This window comes from Methylobacter luteus IMV-B-3098 (genome assembly GCF_000427625.1).
GTDB lineage: Bacteria > Pseudomonadota > Gammaproteobacteria > Methylococcales > Methylomonadaceae > Methylobacter > Methylobacter luteus.
Genome location: NZ_KE386569.1, coordinates 2,835,756 through 2,857,527, shown reverse-complemented (window position 1 = coordinate 2,857,527; position 21,772 = coordinate 2,835,756). Strand labels below are relative to the sequence as shown.

General features: G+C 52.4%; 20 protein-coding genes. 9 read left to right on the top strand and 11 right to left on the bottom strand.

All coding sequences use genetic code 11. The features are described from left to right. Positions 1-4: 4 nt before the first annotated feature. The 4 genes from pepN to METLU_RS0115185 all read left to right on the top strand — a co-directional run bounded on the left by pepN (position 5) and on the right by METLU_RS0115185 (position 6,932). Entirely contained in the window at positions 5-2,656 is a 2,652-nt protein-coding gene (gene pepN / locus METLU_RS0115200) for an aminopeptidase N (RefSeq protein ID WP_027158960.1), read from the top strand. 76 nt (positions 2,657-2,732) lie between these two features. Further along, positions 2,733-3,224 carry a PaaI family thioesterase gene (locus METLU_RS0115195; protein ID WP_027158959.1) on the top strand — a complete coding sequence of 164 codons (492 nt, stop codon included), beginning with the start codon at positions 2,733-2,735 and terminating at the stop codon, positions 3,222-3,224. A 128-nt stretch (positions 3,225-3,352) separates the two neighbouring features. Next, positions 3,353-6,010, top strand: coding sequence for a UPF0182 family protein (locus tag METLU_RS0115190; RefSeq protein ID WP_036243858.1), 2,658 nt, complete (start codon positions 3,353-3,355; stop codon positions 6,008-6,010). Between the two features lie 97 nt (positions 6,011-6,107). Next, positions 6,108-6,932, top strand: a complete 825-nt coding sequence (locus METLU_RS0115185) for a nucleoside phosphorylase-I family protein (RefSeq protein ID WP_027158957.1) — start codon at positions 6,108-6,110, stop codon at positions 6,930-6,932. 72 nt (positions 6,933-7,004) lie between these two features. Here the strand turns inward: METLU_RS0115185 and METLU_RS0115180 are convergent, their stop codons facing one another. The 7 genes from METLU_RS0115180 to METLU_RS0115150 form a co-directional block, all read right to left on the bottom strand. Beyond that, positions 7,005-7,364 (bottom strand): SirB2 family protein, encoded by a 360-nt coding sequence (locus METLU_RS0115180; RefSeq protein WP_331271273.1) that lies wholly within the window; start codon positions 7,362-7,364, stop codon positions 7,005-7,007. A gap of 151 nt (positions 7,365-7,515) precedes the next feature. Then, positions 7,516-7,929 carry a c-type cytochrome gene (locus tag METLU_RS0115175; protein ID WP_027158955.1) on the bottom strand — a complete coding sequence of 138 codons (414 nt, stop codon included), beginning with the start codon at positions 7,927-7,929 and terminating at the stop codon, positions 7,516-7,518. Between the two features lie 21 nt (positions 7,930-7,950). Further along, positions 7,951-9,027 (bottom strand): metallophosphoesterase, encoded by a 1,077-nt coding sequence (locus METLU_RS0115170; RefSeq protein ID WP_027158954.1) that lies wholly within the window; start codon positions 9,025-9,027, stop codon positions 7,951-7,953. Positions 9,028-9,039: 12 nt separating this feature from the next. Then, positions 9,040-10,167, bottom strand: coding sequence for a cytochrome-c peroxidase (locus METLU_RS0115165; RefSeq protein WP_027158953.1), 1,128 nt, complete (start codon positions 10,165-10,167; stop codon positions 9,040-9,042). Between the two features lie 182 nt (positions 10,168-10,349). Continuing rightward, complete coding sequence (locus tag METLU_RS0115160; protein WP_027158952.1) at positions 10,350-10,685, bottom strand: Spy/CpxP family protein refolding chaperone; 336 nt, start codon at positions 10,683-10,685, stop codon at positions 10,350-10,352. 120 nt (positions 10,686-10,805) lie between these two features. After that, positions 10,806-11,492 carry a response regulator gene (locus tag METLU_RS0115155; protein WP_036243183.1) on the bottom strand — a complete coding sequence of 229 codons (687 nt, stop codon included), beginning with the start codon at positions 11,490-11,492 and terminating at the stop codon, positions 10,806-10,808. After that, positions 11,489-12,931, bottom strand: coding sequence for an ATP-binding protein (locus tag METLU_RS0115150; RefSeq protein ID WP_027158950.1), 1,443 nt, complete (start codon positions 12,929-12,931; stop codon positions 11,489-11,491). The genes METLU_RS0115155 and METLU_RS0115150 overlap by 4 nt, the downstream gene beginning before the upstream one ends. Positions 12,932-13,008: 77 nt before the next feature. Here METLU_RS0115150 and METLU_RS0115145 point away from each other — a divergent pair, with 77 nt between their 5' ends. The 4 genes from METLU_RS0115145 to METLU_RS26830 all read left to right on the top strand — a co-directional run bounded on the left by METLU_RS0115145 (position 13,009) and on the right by METLU_RS26830 (position 16,192). Further along, on the top strand, positions 13,009-13,596 hold the full coding sequence (locus METLU_RS0115145; protein WP_027158949.1) for a DUF4405 domain-containing protein: 588 nt from the start codon (positions 13,009-13,011) through the stop codon (positions 13,594-13,596). A 132-nt stretch (positions 13,597-13,728) separates the two neighbouring features. After that, a complete protein-coding gene (locus METLU_RS0115140; RefSeq protein WP_027158948.1) occupies positions 13,729-14,904 on the top strand; it encodes a M20 aminoacylase family protein in 1,176 nt (391 codons plus the stop codon). A 180-nt stretch (positions 14,905-15,084) separates the two neighbouring features. After that, complete coding sequence (locus METLU_RS0115135; RefSeq protein ID WP_027158947.1) at positions 15,085-15,576, top strand: hypothetical protein; 492 nt, start codon at positions 15,085-15,087, stop codon at positions 15,574-15,576. Positions 15,577-15,679: 103 nt separating this feature from the next. Further along, positions 15,680-16,192 carry a DUF6680 family protein gene (locus tag METLU_RS26830; protein ID WP_051299937.1) on the top strand — a complete coding sequence of 171 codons (513 nt, stop codon included), beginning with the start codon at positions 15,680-15,682 and terminating at the stop codon, positions 16,190-16,192. Positions 16,193-16,397: 205 nt separating this feature from the next. Here the strand turns inward: METLU_RS26830 and ribA are convergent, their stop codons facing one another. Then, positions 16,398-17,015, bottom strand: a complete 618-nt coding sequence (gene ribA, locus METLU_RS25520; RefSeq protein WP_081679231.1) for a GTP cyclohydrolase II — start codon at positions 17,013-17,015, stop codon at positions 16,398-16,400. 284 nt (positions 17,016-17,299) lie between these two features. Here ribA and METLU_RS0115120 point away from each other — a divergent pair, with 284 nt between their 5' ends. Next, positions 17,300-17,830 carry a gamma-glutamylcyclotransferase family protein gene (locus METLU_RS0115120; protein WP_027158946.1) on the top strand — a complete coding sequence of 177 codons (531 nt, stop codon included), beginning with the start codon at positions 17,300-17,302 and terminating at the stop codon, positions 17,828-17,830. A gap of 116 nt (positions 17,831-17,946) precedes the next feature. Here METLU_RS0115120 and METLU_RS0115115 read toward each other — a convergent pair whose 3' ends face one another. The 3 genes from METLU_RS0115115 to METLU_RS0115105 are packed head-to-tail and all read right to left on the bottom strand — an operon-like array spanning position 17,947 to position 21,767. After that, positions 17,947-18,564, bottom strand: a complete 618-nt coding sequence (locus METLU_RS0115115; protein ID WP_027158945.1) for a class I SAM-dependent methyltransferase — start codon at positions 18,562-18,564, stop codon at positions 17,947-17,949. Between the two features lie 43 nt (positions 18,565-18,607). Continuing rightward, positions 18,608-20,185, bottom strand: coding sequence for a complex I subunit 4 family protein (locus METLU_RS25515; RefSeq protein ID WP_036243181.1), 1,578 nt, complete (start codon positions 20,183-20,185; stop codon positions 18,608-18,610). After that, positions 20,178-21,767 (bottom strand): complex I subunit 4 family protein, encoded by a 1,590-nt coding sequence (locus tag METLU_RS0115105; protein WP_027158944.1) that lies wholly within the window; start codon positions 21,765-21,767, stop codon positions 20,178-20,180. The genes METLU_RS25515 and METLU_RS0115105 overlap by 8 nt, the downstream gene beginning before the upstream one ends. Positions 21,768-21,772 lie beyond the last annotated feature (5 nt).

The window sequence follows — 21,772 nt, the reverse complement described above, 5'->3', positions numbered from 1 at the left end:
CACTATGCGTGATGCCAATCCACAAACCATCTATTTAAAAGATTACACTGCTCCTGAATATCTGATCCACAGCGTTGAATTAAACTTCACGCTCGACGACGAAAACACCCAGGTCATCTCCCGGCTTACCATGAGCCGTAACCCGGCTAGCCAGTCCTCCGCCAAATCCCTGACTTTATCGGGTGAAAACCTGAGACTGCTGCGCGTCAATCTGAATGACGGTGATAATTTAACCGCGGCCGACTACCAGCAGACAGCCGACGCCCTGATCATCAATGAAGTACCACAGCATCAACGCTTTGTGCTGACCATCGAGAACCTGATTAATCCCAAAGCCAATACTGCGCTGGAAGGCCTATACCTTTCCAACGGCATGCTGTGCACGCAATGCGAAGCGGAAGGCTTCAGGAAAATCACCTACTATCTCGACCGTCCCGATGTCATGGCGCGGTTCACAACCACCATCATCGCCGACAAAAGCCGTTATCCGGTGCTGTTGTCGAACGGCAATAGGGTCGGCCATGGGGAATTATCCGAAAATCGCCATTGGGTCACCTGGGAAGATCCGTTCGACAAACCCTGCTATTTGTTCGCGCTGGTCGCAGGCCGGCTGCATTGCGTCGAAGGCCGCTTTACCACGCAATCGGGCCGGGACATCAGCCTGCAAGTCTTTGTCGAACAGCATGACCTGGATAAATGCGATCACGCGCTGGAATCGCTGAAAAACGCGATGCGCTGGGACGAAGAAGTCTACGGCCGCGAGTACGATCTGGACTTATACATGATCGTCGCGGTCAGCCACTTCAACATGGGCGCGATGGAAAACAAGGGTCTCAACGTGTTCAACACCAAATATGTGCTGGCGCGCCCCGACACGGCCACCGACGCCGATTACGAGCATATCGAAGGCGTCATCGGCCATGAATATTTTCACAACTGGACCGGCAACCGCATCACCTGCAGGGACTGGTTCCAGCTCAGCCTGAAGGAAGGCTTCACGGTGTTCCGCGACCAGGAATTTACCGGCGACCGGACCTCCAAGGCCGTCAAGCGCATCGAGGATGTCAACATGCTGCGCACGCGCCAGTTTGCCGAGGATGCGGGCCCGTTGGCGCATCCGATTCGTCCTGACTCCTATATAGAAATCAACAATTTCTATACCCTGACCGTGTATGAAAAAGGCGCCGAAGTCGTGCGTATGATTCACACCCTCCTGGGTGCGGAAGGTTTCAGAAAAGGCAGCGATTTGTATTTTGAACGCCATGACGGCCAGGCCGTGACCTGCGATGATTTCGTCAGCGCCATGGAGGATGCCAATGGCATTGATCTGGCCCAGTTCCGGCGCTGGTATTCCCAGGCCGGCACGCCGGTATTGTCGGTACGGCAGCACTATGAGCCGGCCGAGCAAAAGCTGACGTTGACTATCGCTCAAAGCTCTCCGCCGACACCGGGCCAGCCGGTAAAAAAACCACTGCATATTCCTGTCAAAGTCGGTCTGATCAATCGGGATGGCTCTGTTGCGCCGTGCCGACTGAAAGGCAGCGATCAAAGCAGCGATGAACTGATTTTATCTGTTACCGAAGCAGAACAGTCGTTCACATTCGAGGGTCTGGCGCAGCAACCTGTCGTCTCGATGCTGAGAGGTTTCTCAGCGCCCGTCAAGCTGGCTATGGACTATAGCCTTGAAGAGCTGGCATTTTTATTAAGCCACGACAGCGACACCTTCAACCGCTGGGAAGCCGGGCAGCAACTGGCAGGCATCACTATTGCCAGACTCATTGAAGACAGCCAAAACGGCCGTGACCTGCGCCTTGACCCGATTATCGTCGAGGCTTTCAGACGGGTGCTGGAGCAGCCCTGGGATGATTTGTCCTATTTTTCCCTGTTGCTGGACCTTCCGTCGGAAACTTATCTGGCCGAACAAATGCAAGTGGTCGATGTGGAGACCATCCACAAGGCGCGGGAATTTGTCAAGCGGACGCTGGCGCAGCAGTTGCAGGCACAGTTCCAGACGCTATACCAGGCCAATCATCGCGACGAGTCGGGCCAATTCGATGCCGGCGCCATAGGCCGCCGACGCATCAAAAACACCTGCCTGGGCTATTTGAGCAAGCTTGAAAATGCCGACATTCAAAACTGGACCGAGCAGCAGTTCAAGACCGCCCGTAACATGACCGACCAGATGGCCGCGTTAGCAGCCATTGTTAACAACCCGCATCCGGCCACTGAACAGTGTCTCGCGGATTTTTACCGGCAATGGCAGGACGAGGCGCTGGTGATCGATAAATGGTTCGCGCTGCAGGCATCCAGCCCCATGCCCGGCACCTTTGCCACGGTTCAGGCCTTGATGGCCCATGACGCCTTCGATCTGAAAAATCCGAACCGCGTCAGGTCCCTGATCGGCGCCTTCAGCCAGGCCAATCCTCTGCATTTCCATGCCGCCAACGGCCAGGGCTATCGATTCCTTGCCGATCAGATCATCGCGCTAAATACAATAAACCCGCAGGTGGCATCACGCATGCTAGGCGCCTTAACGCAATGGCGGCGCTTTGACGGAAGCCGTCAGGCGCTCATGAAAGCCCAGATCGAAAGAATCATGAGCACCGAAGCCATTTCCAAGGATGTTTATGAAGTAGCCAGCAAAAGCCTGGCTTAAACGCTTCCACGGCAAAGACGCGAGTTGTCTGACTCGTGTCTTTGCCGACTAGCACATCCTTTCCAAAACTCCCGTCATGAACCTGCGCCGCCTCATCTGGAACAGCCGCTGGCTGACCGACAAGCAACGCATAGAATGGTATCCGGGCTTCTGGCTGATGCGCCTGAAAGTGCTGGAAATCTCGCCGTGCTGGCGTACGGTGAGAATTCTGCTGCGGCACAGCTGGATCGCCACCAATGCAGGCGGCAGTCTGTTTGGCGGCTTTCAGGCCTGCCTGGCCGATCCGATTGCCGCCATGTCCTGCGCCAAGCTGTTTCCCGGCTATTCCGTCTGGACCCGTTCCCTGCATCTGGACTTCAGACATGAAGGCCGCACCGACCTGGAACTGCGCTTCAGCCTGTCAGCCGATCAGGAGCATCAAATCCGCCAGGAACTCGAACGCAAAGGCCGCAGCACGCCTGAATTTACTTACGCTTTTTATCAGAGCGACGGGGCTTTATGCACCGAAATCAGAGCCCGCATCGCCATCAGACCCAAAGGCTACAAGGCGCCGAAAAGCAGGCAATAAATACACGCCTGAATCGCTACGAACCCGTATTGGGTGCTAGAATAAAGCCATTCATGCAGGCATGGATACTATCCAATGTCTGCAAATCAAGCATCGTCAAAAGCATAATCAATAAAAAAGAGGACACTATGCGGAACTGGAAGCTTTTACTCGCCTCACTAGGAGTGGCATTGGTCGTCATCGGCATTCTGTATGCCGCCTTTTATTTCATCTTTCTCGATCTGATCGTCGATTTCTGGTGGTTCCGGGAATTAAAATTCGAGGCCTACTTCTGGTTAAGACTGCTCTACAGGTTCTTTTTGTCCGGCGGCGTCACGCTGGCTTTCTTTTCAATTTTCTTTTTCCACTTCTGGATTGCTTCGCGCTATCTGGGCCTGAATCCGCCCGATGATATCTTTAACAACATAGACAAAAGCCGGCGCTTCCAGCGCTTTGCGGATATGTTCATGAGCGGTTCGTTAAGAATCTATACGCTGATCTCACTGCTGTTGGCTATTCTTATCGCGATACCGTTCTATCAGCAGTGGGAAACCGCGCTGCTGTATTTTTTCGGCAGCGATTCAGGCGTGAACGAACCGGTCTACGGCAATGACGTCAGCTTTTACATGCTGTCCTATCCGATTTATATTCTGATTCAGAAGGAACTGCTGCTAACGGCTGCTTTACTGTTCATCTCGGTGGGAGTGCTGTATTGGCTGGAGAACGTTTTTGTGCCGCATCAGAGTAAGGAATTTCCGTTGGGCGCCAAGATTCATTTAGGCGTTCTGATGGGTTTCATCGTGCTGTTCGTTATCTGGGGCTTCCTACTGGAGCGATTCTCGCTGCTTTATACCGACACGCACGAACCGGTGTTTTATGGCCCCGGCTTTGTGGAAATCCGCTATAGGCTGCCGTTTATCTGGCTCGGCATCATAACCTTCCTGGCCACCGCCATTACGGCCAGCCTGTTTATTTTCTCGGAAAAGCACCGCATCAAAACACCGTTTTTCATCTCGGCGGGCGCTTTTCTGCTGGTTATATTGTTTCCGAAAATTGAAGCGATTCCGGCTGCCTTGCAAAAATTCATTGTCAATCCGAATCCGGTCAGGACTGAAAGAACGTTCATGCAGAACAATATCGATGCAACGCTGGACGCCTATGATTTAAAACACATCGATGTTGTTGAGCTGCCGATCAAACTCGATGCGACTGAAGACATTCAGACCTGGAGCACGCAGAAATTCTTCGAGAACATTCCGGTCTGGGACCGCGAACTGCTGATAGACGCCTACCGTCAATTGCAGGGCATCAGACCTTATTACAGCTTTCCGTACGTCGATGAAGACCGCTATTTCATCCTTGACCACACCCGGCAGGTCAATCTCGGCGCGCGCGAGATCAATACCTCAAAGCTGCCCCCTGAAGCACAGAGCTGGGAAAACATTCATTTGCGCTACACGCACGGCTACGGCGCCGTCGTTTCGCCGGCCGCACAGGATGCCGCCAAACCGTTGGTCTGGTATATGCGTGATTTGAATATGCATTCGCCGGTCGGCTTAAGCGTTGCATACCCGGATATTTATTATGGACAGGAAGACTATACCTATGCCATCGTGCCTAACAGGTTGAATATCGTCGGCATTTCTGGCTCCCTGACTGACCCGGGCGTGGAAGCGGAATATAGAGGTAAAGGCGGCATCCCGATTCCGTCACTGTTCAGAAAGGCATTATTTGCCTTTTATTTCAAAGACGAAAAAATATTTTTCTCCACCAATATCACCAATCAGAGCAAAATTCTGATGCGCCGCAATGTGCCAGAGCGTATCACCAAGCTGACGCCGTTCCTGCATCTGGACAAAGACCCTTATCTGGTTATAGGCAAGGACCGGTTTTTCTGGATACAGGATGCCTATACCTTATCCAATCGATATCCGGTTTCCAAACCGGCAGCCGAAGATTTTCTCGACGGTGCGCAGAACTTCAACTATATCCGCAATTCGGTCAAAGTCGTTGTCGACGCCTTTGACGGCGAGGTGACGTATTATATTTCCGACCCGTCGGATGCCCTCATTAGGGCATACAACAGCGCCTATCCGAGCCTGTTTAAAAACATCGACGAAATGCCAACCGTATTACGCACCCATTTGCGTTATCCGCGCGATCTCTACTATGCGCAGATGAAAATTTTTGCCAAATATCACCAGCGCAGTCCCGAGCTGTTCTACGAGCAAGCCGAGACCTGGCAGTTCGCCAATGTCCGTGAAGAGCAGGTATTGCCGTACTATCAGACCATGGATTTCGGTCACTGCAATCATAAGGAAGAATTTGTCATGATCAATCCGATGACGCCTATCAACAGAACCAATCTGAGCATGATCGGCGTTGCCAGCATACTCGATACAATCGGTTGCGGTCTGGACTATAAACCCAGCATTACCGTCTACAGATTTCTGAAGGACGTCCAGGTCAACGGTCCGGCACAGGTTGAGGCCTTGATTAGCCAAAACCCTGAAATTGCCGCTCAATTCACGTTATGGGATCAGCGTGGCTCAAGGATTGCCTTGGGCCGCATGGTGATCCTGCCAATGGGCAACACCGTGCTGTATGTACAGCCCGTGTACATGCTGTCCACCAGAAACCACATACCCGAACTGGCCCGCGTCATCGTTTCAATCGGTAACCATACCGTCATGGATACGACCTTATGGGGCGCCTTCAGCCGTCTGAAGAATCTCTACTATAAGGAAGCCAGCGAAGTCGGCGGAACCGGCACGGCCAAACCTTCGGAAGCGCCGGAAAAACAGTAGAAGCTCAAGCCAACTCTCAATCCAGGAAGGGCTTTGGCTAAAGCCCTTCCTGACCTGACGGCCATCCGTCGTTAGCCGCTCAAAGACCTTCCGTTGTATGAATCAAGCCAACGAATACAAAACTTTCATCTATACCGCTCTGCCCTGCGAGGCTAAACCGCTGGTCGCTCACTTCAAGCTGAAGAAAGATACAACTGTTGAGCCGTTTGCCGTTTATTTAAACCGGAACATCTGCCTGACCGTGACCGGCCCCGGCAAAAGCGCCATGTCAGCCGGCATCGCTTATACGCAAGCCCTGTTTGCTTCGGTAGAACACCCGGTTATGCTCAATGTCGGGATCGCCGGACATAAAGACCACGACTTGGGCATGTTGTTCTTAATCGATAAAATCATCGATCTCGACAGCGGGAGGAACCATTATCCGTCGTTGGTCTGCCATCCGCCTTGCGCCACCGACAGCCTTCAAACCGCCTCAATACCTCAAGTTCAATACGATCAGCCGCACCTGTACGACATGGAAGCCTCGGCCTTTTATGAAACGGCGGCACGCTTTTCCTGCGGCGAATTGATCCAGTGCCTGAAAGTGATATCGGACAACCGACAGACACCGGCGGAAAATATTGAGGCCAAACAGGTTTCGGCCCTGATCGCGGCCCATGTTCCGGCGATCGAAGCCTTGCTGGCCGAAATGGCTGCCCTGGCCAAGCTGATCACGCCGCCCGAGCCGCGCCAGTTCAAACAACTGGTTCAACAATACCACTTTACCGCCAGCGAACGCGTCCAGTTAAAAAATCTGTTATGCCGCTGGGACGTATTGACGGATCATCGGGAACCGGCATTTGACGAGTCCGGCCTAAAACGCGGCAAGGATGTTTTACGCTGGCTGGATCAGCAGATCAGTCAAATAGATTTTTGTTTATAACCGATGCCATGCAGCCAATTTACACATTCGTCAAACGCGCTGTAGGGTCGAACCCTCCGTGCACAACATCAGTTATAAAAAGAACCACGCATCCTTAGTCACCGCGACCACGCCAATATAGGCAAAGCAGGCCAGCGCCCCGGCAAAAGCCAGCCAGCGGGTAGTGCCCTGATTGTGCATCACCACGATGCCTAATCCGATATAACCCAGCAGGCCTATTATTTTGCCGATAATCCAGCCGTGCTCCGCCGACAGCCATGATCCCTGAAAAACCAGCGCGATACCGCTGAACAGCAATAGCGTATCGATGACATGCGGCGCGATCTTGAAAGCTTTCTGCTTCAGCATTTCATGCTTGAATTCCGACAGCGCGACTCTGCCGACAAAACTGAAAAGCGACAGCGCCACAAAGGCAAGGTGAATAGTTTTCATTATAATGTCCTCGGGTAATGGGAGCTGCCGCTCCGCTTGAATCTGTGCAATAGGACATTGTAAGCGATGAGGTCCAGACAAAATAGCCGAATTTTGCTAGGGAATTTCCCCCGACGGCAGCAACCGGACAACGCTGCCGCCGCAGGATGAATCAATGCTTGCCAGGTTCCAGCTTGACGCCGCGCCGCTCATGCGTCATATACGCCTGCAGGGCCGTCATTTTCGGGTCGTCGGCAGCGAGCGGCTGACCTTCCAGCGGGTTCCTGATGCACCAGTTGATCATTTCCCAAACCGGCACGACTTTGCCGAGCTGTTGCTGAAATTTCGGATAGGTTTCAGGATGCGTATTGGCGGCGTTGGGATGACACTGCACACAGGCCACGCCGTTGTTGCCCAGCCCGGAATCGGTCCACAATGCGCGTCCTTTATTTACAACGCTCATAAACTGCTTCTGCCAGCGCTGCAGGTCGGCATCGGTGAATTCATCGGCGCGTGATGATCCCGTCGCGGCCAGAACCAGCAAAGCAAAACCTAATAGCCTTGTTTTTTTCTGATCATGAGACATAGTTCGCTCCTGTGCTCGGGGTTAATAGTGACTTTGTGGCGGAATGCGCATGGTTTCATGCGGGTAATCGATATCCTCGGGGCGATTGGCTTCCCTGTGATAGCGCACGCTGCGGCCGCGGTTGCTATAGAGCAGATACTCCATGTCCACATTGCCGTTGACTAAATTGATCAATTGCCAGCCGGTGCCGTCGCGTTCGAAGAACGGATCGGCACGGTTCATCGGCACGATCAGCTTCGGCAGGTATTGCTCGGCATGGGCATAGGATGGCGGATACGGCCAGGGCCAGGCCGTCGCCATGACCGAGTTGAAACTGATATGGCCGATTTGATTGTACTGGACTTGATGAACGTGGCCGTAGATCACGGACACCTTGTTGAACGACTGCAGCAGCGCCTGGACTTGCTCGGCATCTTCGGTCCAGAAATTCCAGCCTCTGAAAATTTTCTGCAGCGGCGAATGTGAGAACACCACGATCGGCGTATTATTATCGATCATGGACAGATCTTTTTTCAGCCACAGCAACTGTTCGGCGCCGACCATGAATGGCGAGCCCTTCGGGTTGTCGAGCATGGCCATTTCAAGCATGCGCTGTTCGTTGGTCGGCCAGCGGTTATGCGTCCATTCGTCATAGGTCAGGATGCTGTTGAGCACGATGAAGTGCACGCCTTTATGGTCGAAGCTGTAGTATTGCGGCCCGAACAGTTTCTCCCAGTATTCGCCCAGATCCAGGTAATAATCATGCTCGCCCATGACGTAATGGACCTTGTACTGCAGCGCCGACATAATTTCGGCGCCGTGGTCCAGTTCAGGCTTGTTGCCAAGCTGGGCCAGATCGCCGCCGAAAACCACAAAATCCGGCTTGGGCACTAACAGATTGGTTTCGGCAACGGCGCGGATCAGGCCGCGATCCCAGTTTCTGACGAAGCGGTTGTCCTTGATATGCTGGATATGGGCATCGGAAATATAGGCGAAACTGAAGTTCTGGCTGCTTTCGGCGAAAGCCAGCTCGACCAGACTGACAGGCAGCATACTTCCCAGGGCTAAAGCGCCGGCGCCTTTCATAAACTGCCGGCGGCTGCGATTGATCGTATTCATAAAAGCTCTCCTTCAGTTAGCCGCTTGAGCCGGGGCGGATTTGGCGAATTTCGAACTGGTCAGCGCCTCCATGAAAGCCACCAGGTCGTCCATTTGCTCGTCGGTCAGATTCAACGGCCGTATGCCGCCGCTCAGAAAATCATTGACCCGTTCGCGAGGCTGTGACGCACCACCATTGTTGTAGTGAATGACCACGTCTTTCAGCGTTTTGAGGCTGCCGTCGTGCATGTAGGGCGCCGTCAGATCGACATTGCGCAACGTCGGGGTCTTGAACGCGCCGATTTGATCAAGTGCGTCAGTCACGGCGAATCGGCCCAGTTCGGACGATTTCTTATCGCTGAGCACCATTTTATCGACATCGCCGCCTTTGTATTTGGCCTCCAGAAAAGCTTTAGTCAAACGCGGCACATCCTCCTGGATATGATTGATGCCGACGCCGATATTGTGAAAGCGGTTGTCCGTGAACAGCGCGTGATCCTGTTCGATGGTGTGGCACGATACACAGCGTGCTTGTCCGATAAACAGGTTGAATCCTCGCACCTGGGCTTCGTTCATAGCGCCGGTTTCATCTTTGAACCAGTAGCGGTCGAAAGCCGAGTTTCCAGCCACCAGCGTGCGCTCGAAACTAGCGATCGCCTTGGCGACATGCTGCAGGTTGAGCTGTTCAGGACTGACACCGAAGACGGACTGAAAGGCCGACCGGTACTCAGGATCGGTGCGAACCACTTCGAGGATGGGCTCATGATTGGCGAGGCCGCCTTCCACCGGATTGACCGGCGGCTGCTTGGACTGGTTTTCCAGATCCGGCTCGCGGCCGTCCCAGAACTGCTCTTTATAATAGGCGGCATTCAATACGGTCGGCGCATTGCGTGTGCCGACCAGACCATGATGGCCAACCGAGAATTGCAAACCATCGGTAAACGCCAGATTATCATTGTGGCAGTTGGCGCAACTGACGGTACCGTCGATAGAAAAGCGCTTGTCGTGAAACAGCTTGTCGCCGAGCTGAATTTTGGCCGGAGTCTGTGGATTATCGGCCGGAATAGGCACTGGCGGCAAACCCAGCATATTGTCGTCGGCGGACTGCGCGTGGATGAGCGATGCCGTCATACTCAACACGAGCAATAATAAATATTGCATAAGAGCCTCCTGTTATGTCATGGAAAAGATCTGTCTACAGACCAAAATGAAATAACTGGTTGAGAATATAGGCCGTTTGCGATGATTAGTAAAACAAGACTTGCCGGCAATGAGCAGTTTTTGAGATCGGGCAGCCTGATCCATCCCTGGATCAGGACAGGGTTATCGTATCCGTGCGGACATTAATCCTGTTTTTCGGTTCCTTTCTTGCCTTTCCATTTTTCGTGATGGCGCTTTTTCATTTCATCCATCTTTGTCATTTGCTCAGGCGTCAGGATTTCCTTCAGACGCGTACGGGTTTCTTCATGAATGGTTTTATATTTCTCGTGCTGTTCCTTGAATAACGCATCCATTTTAGTTTTTTGCTCTTCATTTAAATTCAGTTCCTTGGTCATGCGCTCCATTTTTTTGCCATGGCGATACTCTCCTTCACCACCCTCTGTATCGGTGCCCGGCAGCGCCGCCGCTGTCAAGGGAAGAGCCAATGCCATTGCAATCAGGATGATTTTCTTGTTCATAGTTATTCTCTCATTGTTGTAGGGTTGTGGTGTCCGAACAGTTTCTTGCTGTTCTTGGGTATTACTTTAGCGATAAAAAGCGCAAACAATTCGCAGCGATTGTGTAAAAAATAAGGAAGTTTAATCGCCGTTTCTATTGGGCGCCTCATAGCGATAGCCGGCGCCGTAAACCGAATGGATCAATTCCTGCCCGGGCAGCAGATCGGCCAGCTTTTTGCGCAATTTTTTAATATGACTATCAATGGTCCGGTCGGAGACAATGCGCTGATCCTGATACATAAGATCCATGAGCCTGGAGCGAGAAAAGATGCGTCCCGGTTGCTGATACAACGTTTGCAGCAACTGGAATTCGACTGCCGTCAATTCGGTTTCCAGTTTGCCGACAGAGATTCTGAAACTCTGTGGGTCCAGCTTCAACATACTAGAGACCGGCTCTGTCGCCAAAGGTTGCATCCTTCGCAATACGGCTTTGACGCGCGCAGTCATCTCGCGCGGGCTGAACGGCTTGCAGATATAATCATCGGCCCCGAGTTCCAGCCCCAGCAGGCGGTCGACTTCCTCTATGCGCGCGGTCACCATGATGATCGGCACAGTGCTGAAGCGGCGGATATCCCGGCACAGATCCAGACCGTCCCGGCCCGGCAACATCAGATCCAGCAGTATCAAATCCGCCGGGTTTTCTTCCAGCCACGGCACGACATCCAGCCCATCGGCCAGGCAAACCGTTTCAAAGCCGGCGCTATGCAGATAATCGGCTTCCAGGCGCGCCAGTTTTTCTTCGTCTTCTACAATCAGGATGCGTTTCATGATTCAATCGGTAATTCAATATGAATGGCGAGACCGCCGAGATGCGAGACTTGCGCCGTTATCGTACCGTTATGCGCCTGCACGATATTACTGCAAATAGCCAGCCCCAGCCCCGCGCCGCCATGATGACGGCTGCGCGAGCTTTCCACTCGATAGAAACGGTCAAACAAGTGCGGCAGTTCCTGTGCCGGCACACCCGGTGCGCTATCGGCAAAAACCATGATCAGCCTGTTCGTCTGCTGGAACACAGCAATATCCAGCTGACCGCCGCGGTCGGTATAATTGAGGCTGTTGTTCAGCAGATTCCGGTAGAGCTGCGACAGGCGGTCCGGGTCAGCATGAATCTTAATGGCCGTTGCCAGCTTGTTCGTCAGTTGAACGCTGAACTGCTTGCTGGCGAATTCAGGCGCCAGCGCGGCAAGATCCTGTTTTAAAACGACGACCGGATCAATCTGGATTTTACGGTAACTTAACGCGCCCTGATCGGACAGCGATAATTGATACAGGTCGTCAGTCAGACGATGCAGCCGCATGACGTCGTTCATCAGCGAATCGACAGCGGCTTGCGTCAACGGTCGTATGCCGTCCTGCAATGCTTCCAGCTCACCGCGCAAAACCGCCAGCGGCGTGCGCAACTCGTGCGAAATATCGGCCACCCAGCGCCGCCGCGTCTGCTCCGATTGCTCCAGCGCCGCCGCCATTTCGTTAAAGTCCCGCGCCAACTGGCCCAGTTCATCACCGGACTCGACTGGCAGACGCGTATCGTAGCTGCCCACGGCCAGCGCCTTGGCTGCGGCCGTAATACGCTTGAGCGGGCGTCCCAAGGTGTAAGCCAACAGCAAGGCCAAGCCTGCCGATAACAGGACCATGAATACGGCGATCCAGATGAATGACTGGGACTGGCGCTCCATAAACTGGAGTTCAAGCGGTTGATTGACCGGCTTGCCCGGCAGCACTCCCAGAAAACCGACTGTTTGTGCCTGATGACGAATCGGATGCAAAGTCAGTTGCCGCAACGATTCCCGGCGGCCAAAGATGATCGACTTATCGGCACGCAACAGCATCACACTCAATTCCAGCGGCTTGAAGCGCCAGTTGGCATGGGATTCGGGCAACGCAGGCGGCCAGACGTCTGGCGGCTCAGTCAGCGCCTGCTTGAACCACGGCGTCGGCCGATAGTGCCGATGCTCGTGGGCCTGCCACAACAGGTCCATCCATTTTCGCTTGTTGCCGGTCAGTGCGTGCCAGCCCTGATCCCCGGCATAGTATTCGCTCAGGCCCTCGATCAGCGTGCTGATGCGTTCCTGCTGACGTGTTTCAATGAAATCGTTAAACCCGCGATCCAGCGACCAGCGCATGAACAGATACATGCCCGAAACGACAAAGCTCGTCGTCAGCAAAAATGTCAAAAAGAGTTTGAACCGGATTGATTTATGCACAAAGATACCCGTTAAGCCGTTACGGTATTATTGTCACCGAATGTGCAAGAATTATGAACCGCCACACAGAGGTCTCAATGAAAGCCACGTTAAATTTTATAGTTGATGTCATTGCGTTTACAGGGTTTCTTTTTCTGACCACGACCGGCGTGTTGATGCGCTATCTCCTGCCGCCGGGCAGCGGCCGTTTTGCCAGCCTGTGGGGCTTGAACCGGCATGAATGGGGAACGATACATTTCTGGATATCCGTGGCTTTCTTGAGCGTGCTTGCCGTTCACCTGCTGCTGCACTGGCGCTGGATTGTTCATACGCTTACCGGCCGCCCGAGCGAAAACTCAGGGCTTAGAGCCGGTCTCGGCATCGTTGGCCTGCTGGCGTTGATTGCACTGTCTCTGGCGCCGGTCATAACCCCTGTCGAAGTGTCCGAAAGCGCCCTGACCAGAGGCAAGGACATCCAGATCAGAGGGTCCATGACGCTGGCGGAACTGGAGCAGGAAACGGGAGTACCGGCCGCGCATATTCTTGAGATGCTGAATCTGCCGAGTTCGATTAGTAAAGACCAACGCATCGGCGTGCTAAAAAGAACTTACGGTTTTGAAATGGGCGATATCCGGCGCATCATACGCGACTATGGAAGCAAGCCCGCCAGTCCTCCTGAACAGTAGGCCCGACCTTGCAGGTTACCGAATTTATTAGGCTCTCAGGCAACTTTCTGGATATGATGGATTCAATACGGCAAGGGGCTATCCGGCCGGCCACAGACTTGTATGAACAACATTTTTAGATAAGCCGATATTATGTCCATACCCAGCGAGATACAACAACTCCACGCCGAAATGCGCCAATGGCGCCGGCATCTGCACCAGTTTCCGGAAACCGCGTTTGAAGAAACCGCAACGGCCGAGTTCATCGCCGGCAAACTGTCCGGTTTCGGCCTGGACGTGCACCAGGGCCTGGGCAAAACCGGCGTGGTCGCCACCTTGTCGACCGGCGACGGCGCCGGGAAAATCGCCCTGCGTGCCGACATGGACGCGCTGTTCATACAGGAGCGGAACACGTTTGATCACAAGTCCCGTCATGACGGCAAAATGCATGCCTGCGGCCATGACGGGCATAGTGCCATGCTATTGGGGGCGGCCAGTTATTTAGCCCGCCATCGCGATTTTGACGGCACCGTGTATTTCATCTTCCAGCCGGCCGAAGAAGGTCGCGCCGGCGCCAAACAAATGATTCTGGATGGCCTGTTCGAAAAATTTCCGGCTGATTGCGTGTTCGGCCTGCATAATTTCCCCGATATACCGCTCGGCCATTTTGCCGTCAAATCAGGGCCGATGATGGCTTCGTTCGATTGTTTCGAGATCATTCTGACGGGCCAGGCCACCCATGCCGCGATGCCTCATCTAGGCAACGATGCCATCGTCGCGGCTGCCCAACTGATCACTGCCTTGCAGACGATCGTCAGCAGAACCGTCGATCCGGCTGAACAGGCCGTCGTCAGCATTACCCAGATTCACGCCGGCCAGACCTGGAACGCGTTGCCGGAATCAGTCGTGCTGCGCGGCACGTTCCGTTGTTTCAGCGACAGCGCGCAAAAAACCATTGCCGACAAAATCAGTCAACTGACCCATGCCCTCTGCCAGGGCTTCAATGTAACGGCTGAGATTAAACTCAATCCGGAAAATCCAGGCTATCCGATCACGTTCAACACGGAAGAAGAAACACGGATGGCGTTAAACGCCGCCATTGCGATAGTCGGCGAGGATTGCATCAACCGACAACCGACTCCGAGCATGGGCTCTGAAGACTTTGCCTTTATGCTGCAGGAAAAGCCAGGCTGTTATCTGTGGCTAGGCAACGGCTCGTCCGAAAACGGCTGTCTGCTGCATAATCCGCACTATGATTTTAACGATGCGATCCTGCCGATAGGCGCGGCTTATTGGGTCAAACTGGTCGAAACGGCATTGCCGAAATAGTGTTGGGCGGCCTGGAAGGCCGATCAGATAGCTAACATTAATATCCAGTCGATCAGTTCGCGATCGATGCGCATCACTGCGTTCAGCGCATCCTACGAGCTATTCTTGACAGTCAAGCAGGAAAAGATGTAATTTGGCCGGCCTGTTTAATGGCTTATTAGCAACCTTGGAGACAGTACCTTGCTCGAAGACATGAAAAGGATCAAGCAGAACGCCAAAGGCGTCCTCGATCTCGACGAGCGACTAATGCGAGCTGTGTTTGAACCTGCCGGTGTTTTTGAGGAATCAGCGTTGCCTTGGGAAAGCCTAGATAGATCGTGTTCCGCCGATGATCTTATTGCGCTGCTCTTGCCCTTGTCAGAGTATTACCAAGAGATCAACCCGCCTTTGTCCGCGGCTCTCTGGGGAATCTGGAACGCGAGCCGGTCCTTTCGTCGCCAACGATCACTGCTATCAATGCTCTTCCAACGGAAGAGCATTGACGCAAGTGTTTTCGTGGAGATCAGGGGGCTGGTGGCAACTGCGGCACTTCAGTTCTCGGATGGAACTGCATCAACAGTTGTCACTTCCGATGCCTTCACGAACTACTCCGAGTACCAAAAGAGAGCAGAGGCGGCGCTTGAGACTTTGACATTGCTGGCCAAGCAGACACCTAATGGCAGTTGCTCCTAACACGATGCTCAAGCCGCTGCCCAAAAGCGGCGCGGCTCTTTCCAGCTTCTGGAGAGGGTTCAGCTTAGTTAAGCGTTAGCGTTCAATGATTCCGGAGAAAACAATGACAATTGCTGACTGGCTGATGATTTCAGCCGTTTTGCTAGGCCCAATCATCGCGGTTCAGCTTACGCGCTACCTCGACAATAAAAAGGAGGAACGCGAGCGCAAGTTGCAAGTGTTCAAGACGCTAATGGCAACACGTGCGTATACCGTCTCATGGGACCACGTAGTTGCGCTAAATCGGATTGATCTCGAGTTCGACAAAAACAACAAGAAGGAAAAAGCCGTCATTGAAGCCTGGAAGGCATATCTCGATTTGCTCGGTGATAAATCCATAGCTCCTGATCAGTGGACTTTGAAGCGCGTTGATCTCCTCGTAGAGTTGTTGCACAAAATGGCGCAAGTACTCGACTACGATTTTGACAAAACACACATTAAGAACTCATCGTATTCTCCCATGGCACACGGGAATATCGAGGACGAACAAAAAGCACTCCGCACGAGTTTACTACAGGTTCTTGATGGAAAACGCACGATTCCAATGGCAGTAGTAAGTTGGCCACAGGAAAAATGAACGCTAACAACATTAAGCGAACAATTTGTGACCCATAACAGCCGCTCGAAAATGTACTATGACCGGCAGAAGGTGGCACATAGCAGATATTTCTTTCTATTTTTTAAATAATGCCAGTATATGCCTGAAATTGATTTCACTTATATCAGACCAAATCCCAGACTTCTACAAATTGATTAACTAACATTAATATCCAGTCGATCAGTTACTTCTTACCGTCATGTTTCGACATGGACAGCATATGTGCCATTTTTTTTACTTTGGTTTTCAGATACTCCAGATTGTCATCATGCGCTGCGACTTCAATCGGAACGCGACCTGCAACGTTAATGCCGAGCTTCTTTAGCTCATTAATCTTTTTTGGATTATTGGTGATCAGCTCGATCGATTTTACCTTCAGCTCATTCAGCATGAGTGCCGCGATGCTGTATTCCCGTTCATCGGCAAGATGGCCCAGGTGTATGTTGGCATCGACCGTATCCATGCCCTGATCCTGCAGGTTGTAAGCCTGCAGTTTTTTCAGCAAGCCGATGCCGCGGCCTTCCTGGCGCAGATAAATCAAGACACCAAAACCGGCTTTATCAATCAACTCCAGCGCCATATCGAGCTGTTCACCGCAATCACAGCGCCGTGAACCCAGGACATCGCCGGTAAAACACTCGGAATGAATACGAACGAGTACGTTTTCCTTATCCGCAACGCTGCCTTTAACGAGGGCGACATGCTCTTTTTTATCGATATTATTACTGTAATAATGCAGGATAAATTCGCCGTGCCGGGTCGGAATACGGGTTTGTACTAAGTTGTCTAGTTTTAATTTCACGTAGATAGCTAATTTAGATAACAATTTATATTTTACCCAATTCAGTTGCTATTGAGCTAAAAAGTTTTGCCGGCTATCATGCCTTGCCGTATTTTTCAGCCTTTAATACAGCGCATTTAAAGGATTTCATCTGCACAACCAGGGTTACAGTCCTGTTCAATATATTACAATATTATAAAACTCTTAATTTTAATTTTGAATTTGCCCATAAAAAGCCAATGCTTTTTCCCGATTTGATCTCTGGCGCTAACTTTAACAATATTTAATCCGATCAGCTCAGCAATATGTCCAAAGTTTATAAAATATTCGCTTACGGCAGTTTAATTAACCAACAGTCATTGACGCGAACCGTACCCGAGGCGCGCAAGATCATGCCCGTAAAAACGCGTGGCTTGAAACGGGTTTTCAACCTGGCTTCAACTTACCGCTATGATGACCAACACCAGGCCGCCGTCTGCGTCCTGAATGCCGAAACCGCTGAGCCGGAACAGGCCATGAACGGCACGTGCTTTGAAATGGATGAGCACTCATTGGATCGGTTGCTGGAACGTGAAAAAGGTTACGATTTCTGCCGGATTACCGCCTGGCATTATCATGATGAAAGCGATAGCTTTGACGCCTATTACTTTAAGGCCCGCGACTTCGAGCCTTACCGTTATTTATCGGCGTCAAAGGCTCAGGCCCATTATCTAAACCTGTGCCTTAGCGGCTGTGCTGTTTTCGGACAATCTTTTGTCGATGATTTTATCAGCAGCACATCGTTCTGGGATATCGATGAAGCCGGACAAAAGGCCATCTGGCAGGGACATTTCTGATGCGCTCGGCCCTGGGATCGTCTCTAAAACGACCATTATCCTGAGAGGCTGGGGCGGAAATATTTACTGACTTAAAATCCTGAAGCATCAATTCAAGGGCGGCCGCGTCCTGACCGTTACTTTCTGGCTTCAATCAATTTAATGATATCGCTGCTGTCCTCATCGACCCGCACAGAACTAAAAGGGCAGGCTTGCACGTTTTTAACGGTCTGCCTGTTGATATTGGCTCCGACCAGACCGACCACGATCGGGTTAAGCAGATTCATGGCATCGGCTATCATGGGCTTTGAACTCAGGACGTGCTCCAGCAATAAAACCTGACCGCCCGGTTTACAGACGCGGTAAAGTTCTCTCAAACCCTTTATCGGCGACGGCACCGAGCAAAAAACGAACGAGGCGATAACGGTATCGAAACTGTTATTGGCAAAGGACAAGCACTGGACATCCATCAAGTCCAATTCCACCTTGACCTGCTTTCTATCGCGTTTGCGCCTTGCCTCGTTCAGCATTTTTTCACTGAAATCGATACCGGTTATGCGAGCATCCTTCGGGTAGTAATCAAAGTTCTTGCCCGTGCCTACGCCCACTTCCAGAACATGATGGCCATTCACCTTGTCCCATAGCCTTTTGCGCCAGCTTTTGAAAAACAGGCCCTCCATGACTGCCTCCATACCGTCAAAATACGGAGCGATCCGGTTATAACGTCTTTTAATATCGGCACTGTTCGGCTTCATGGCAGGCTCATTTAAGATAAATTAAAGATTGTAACCGATTCTGCTATTTCATAGGCCCGGATATAAGCGCTGTTTTATGCGGTTCTTGATTTTGCAGGATATAGTCATCGTTAATGTTGAACGATGAACTGGTCAGCCGGCTCAACCAAGCCTCCGCGGTCGACTTATTGGTATTCAATATCAGATTAGGGAAGAATCCGAACAGCAATACCAACAGGGCCGGCACGCATAATAAGCCCAGTTCGCGTTTTCGCAAATCCTGCAACTGGCTGACGCTGACATGCACTACGGGGCCGTAAAACGCGCGGCGTATAAAAGACAACATATAGGACGCGCCCAGGATCGCACCCATCAAGGCGGCAATGCCAAGGCTGGGATGCGCATTCAGCGCGCCAATGATCAACAGCAATTCCGCGGGAAAACCGCTGGCTCCGGGCACGCCGATGCTGGCGATGGCAAATAAAAAGAAAAAAGCGGTCAATCGCGGCATGACCTTCGCCAAACCGCCCAGATGAATGACTTCAGTAGTCCCCAGGCGATGCTGGATAAAGCCCGCTATCAGCATCAAGCAGCTGGCAATCAGGGTAAAATTAAGCAATTGAAAAACCGCGCCTTGAATCCCCTGCATGTTCAGCGTAGCGATTCCGACGATCACGAGGCCGACATGACTGACACTGGCGTACGCCAGCAAACGGCGCAGATTGGTCTGCTGCAAAGCGATCATGGCGCCGTAAACCAGCGTGATGGCGCCCAAAATGCCCAATACCCAGGCGTATTCAACCGAAGCGGCAGGCGTCAGCGGCATGGTATAGCGCAGCAGACCGAACGCGCCCAGTTTCAGGCCGGTCAGCAAGGCAGTCATGTGCGCAGGCGCTTCCATGGCCGTCGTCGGCAGCCAGGTATGAAAAGGCACTAACGGCGCCTTAACGGCAAAGCCTGTCAGCAGCAATAGAAAAATAATGGTCTGCCAATTGCCAGGAATCGGCGTATCCAGCAGGATAGGCAGGCTGAAAATTAAATTCTGCGGCACGCTGCCGTGCATTTGAGCCGCATGGTTAACCGCCAGCATGATAATGGCAAACAATAACGGCACGCCTCCAAACAGCATGAACAGCGTGTATTTCATCGCTGCGCCGCGTCGTTGAGGGCCTATGCCCCACAAACCGATCAGAAAGAAAATGGGCGGCAATGTCAGTTCCCAGAACAAAAAGAACAACACCATGTCCAGCGCCACAAACACACCCATCGTGACGCCTTCCAAAGCCAGCAATAATGCAAAGTGGAAACGCGGCAAATATTGCACCGAATTCCATGAAGCGGCAATCGCCACCAGCGTCAGCAGCGCCGACATCGGTAAAAACAACACGGAAATGCCATCGATGCCGACCAGATACTCAATATTCAGACTCGGCAGCCAGGTATGGCGCTCGATCAGCTGAAAACCGCTGTCGTCCGCATTAAACAGGTACACGACGAATAGCGTTGCAACCAGCTCAAGCCCTGCAGCCGATAGCGCGATTTTCTTCGCCAGATTGCTATCGTTGGCAGTACCGGTAGCAAGCGCGCCCAGCAAAGGCAGCGCCATCACCAGACTTAATAGGGGGAAACCGGTTTCACTCATGTTGCTCACTCTTTGTATTGGCATTGCCGCTTTCGGCTGGCTCTATCAGCACCTCGGCCGCTTGTTGCTCACTGTGCATGGGATAAGATTGGCTCATAACGGCCACATCGTCGTCTATAAAATTCAGAATAGGCGTCGTATCAAAACCGGTGCCGATCAGCAGTGCACAGATCGTGATCGTGATAATGCGTTCCTTAGTGACCGGGTGATGGATGCTGCGGTAGGGCTGTATAGAACGTTTAGTGCTGGTCATGAACATGCGTTGAAACGTCCAGAGCAGGAAAGCCGCAGCCAGCACGTTACCGCTCAAAATGGCAACAGCCACCAGCCAGCCGCGTTCCTGAATCGTGCCTTCAATGAGCAAATGCGCCGCATCGAAGCCAGGCGTGCCGGGCATGACCATCGTACTCAAAGCGGCAATCAAAAACAGCAGAGCGATCGTGGCATTGGTATCGAACAGCCCGCCCAGGCGAGGAATAAAGGCTGTGCGCGTCCGCTCGTAAATCAGGCCGACGCTGAACAGCATGCCGGCCGTCGCCAAACCGTAAGCCAGCGACAACAGGATGCTGCCTTCCAGTCCCTGCGTATTGAAGCAGAAGATGCCGATCACCAGCATGCCGGTATGGCTGATAACGGCAAAGGCCAATAACCGGCGGATATTGATTTGCATAAGCGCCAGCAATGCGCCGTAAAAAATGCTGATCAGGCCCAGCGTGACGACGAAATCGGACCATTCTTCGGCGACGCCCGGAACCAGCGGCAGGATAAAGCGGATGACGGCATAAATCCCCAGCTTCAGCCCGACTACAAAAATAGCGACGCTGGCCACAGTGCCCTGTTCGGCCAGCGCCGGCAGCCAGCCGTGAAACGGAAACAGCGGCATGCGAATGGCAAAACCGTAGAACAGCAGAATGAAAATCAGAATTTCATCGTGTAAATAGGCGTTATTCTGCTTGATCGTGAGCCAGTCGAAAGTCAGCGGGTGCTCCGAATCGATCAGGCCAAATCCCAGCAGCAAAAAGCCGACCAGCGTCATCAGCAAACCGCAGCCCCAATACTGGAGCAAACTGGCAACAATCCACGGCCGTTTATGTCCCGTGCCGGCATGCATCGTCAATAACGACACAGGCAGCAGTTCCAGCAGTGTCCACAGCCAGAACTGCATCGCATTCAGCGCCGAAAAGGCGCCTATCAATATGGCTTCATAACCCAGCAGGCAAGCGATGAACTGCCGGTCAATGACATGCCGATTAATGACCGAATAGATCAGTGTCAGCAGCGTTAATACGGCTGTCAACGGAATAAACAGTACGTTCATGCCATCAACGCCGACGCTATAGCTGAAGCCGAACAGCCGCACCTGCTCGACCAGCTGAATCCCTGCTCTTTCAGCATCATAGAGTATCAGCAGATAGATGCTCAGCAATAAATTCAGGACTGTGCCGGCAAAGCCAAAGCGCAGAGCAATAACGGTTGAACGCGAAAGCGCGGCCGCGGCCATGGCCGACAACGGCACTAAAGTCAGTGTGCTTAATAACGGGAATGCTGCCGATTCCGACCAGAAAGTTACATTGATATCCATCGGGT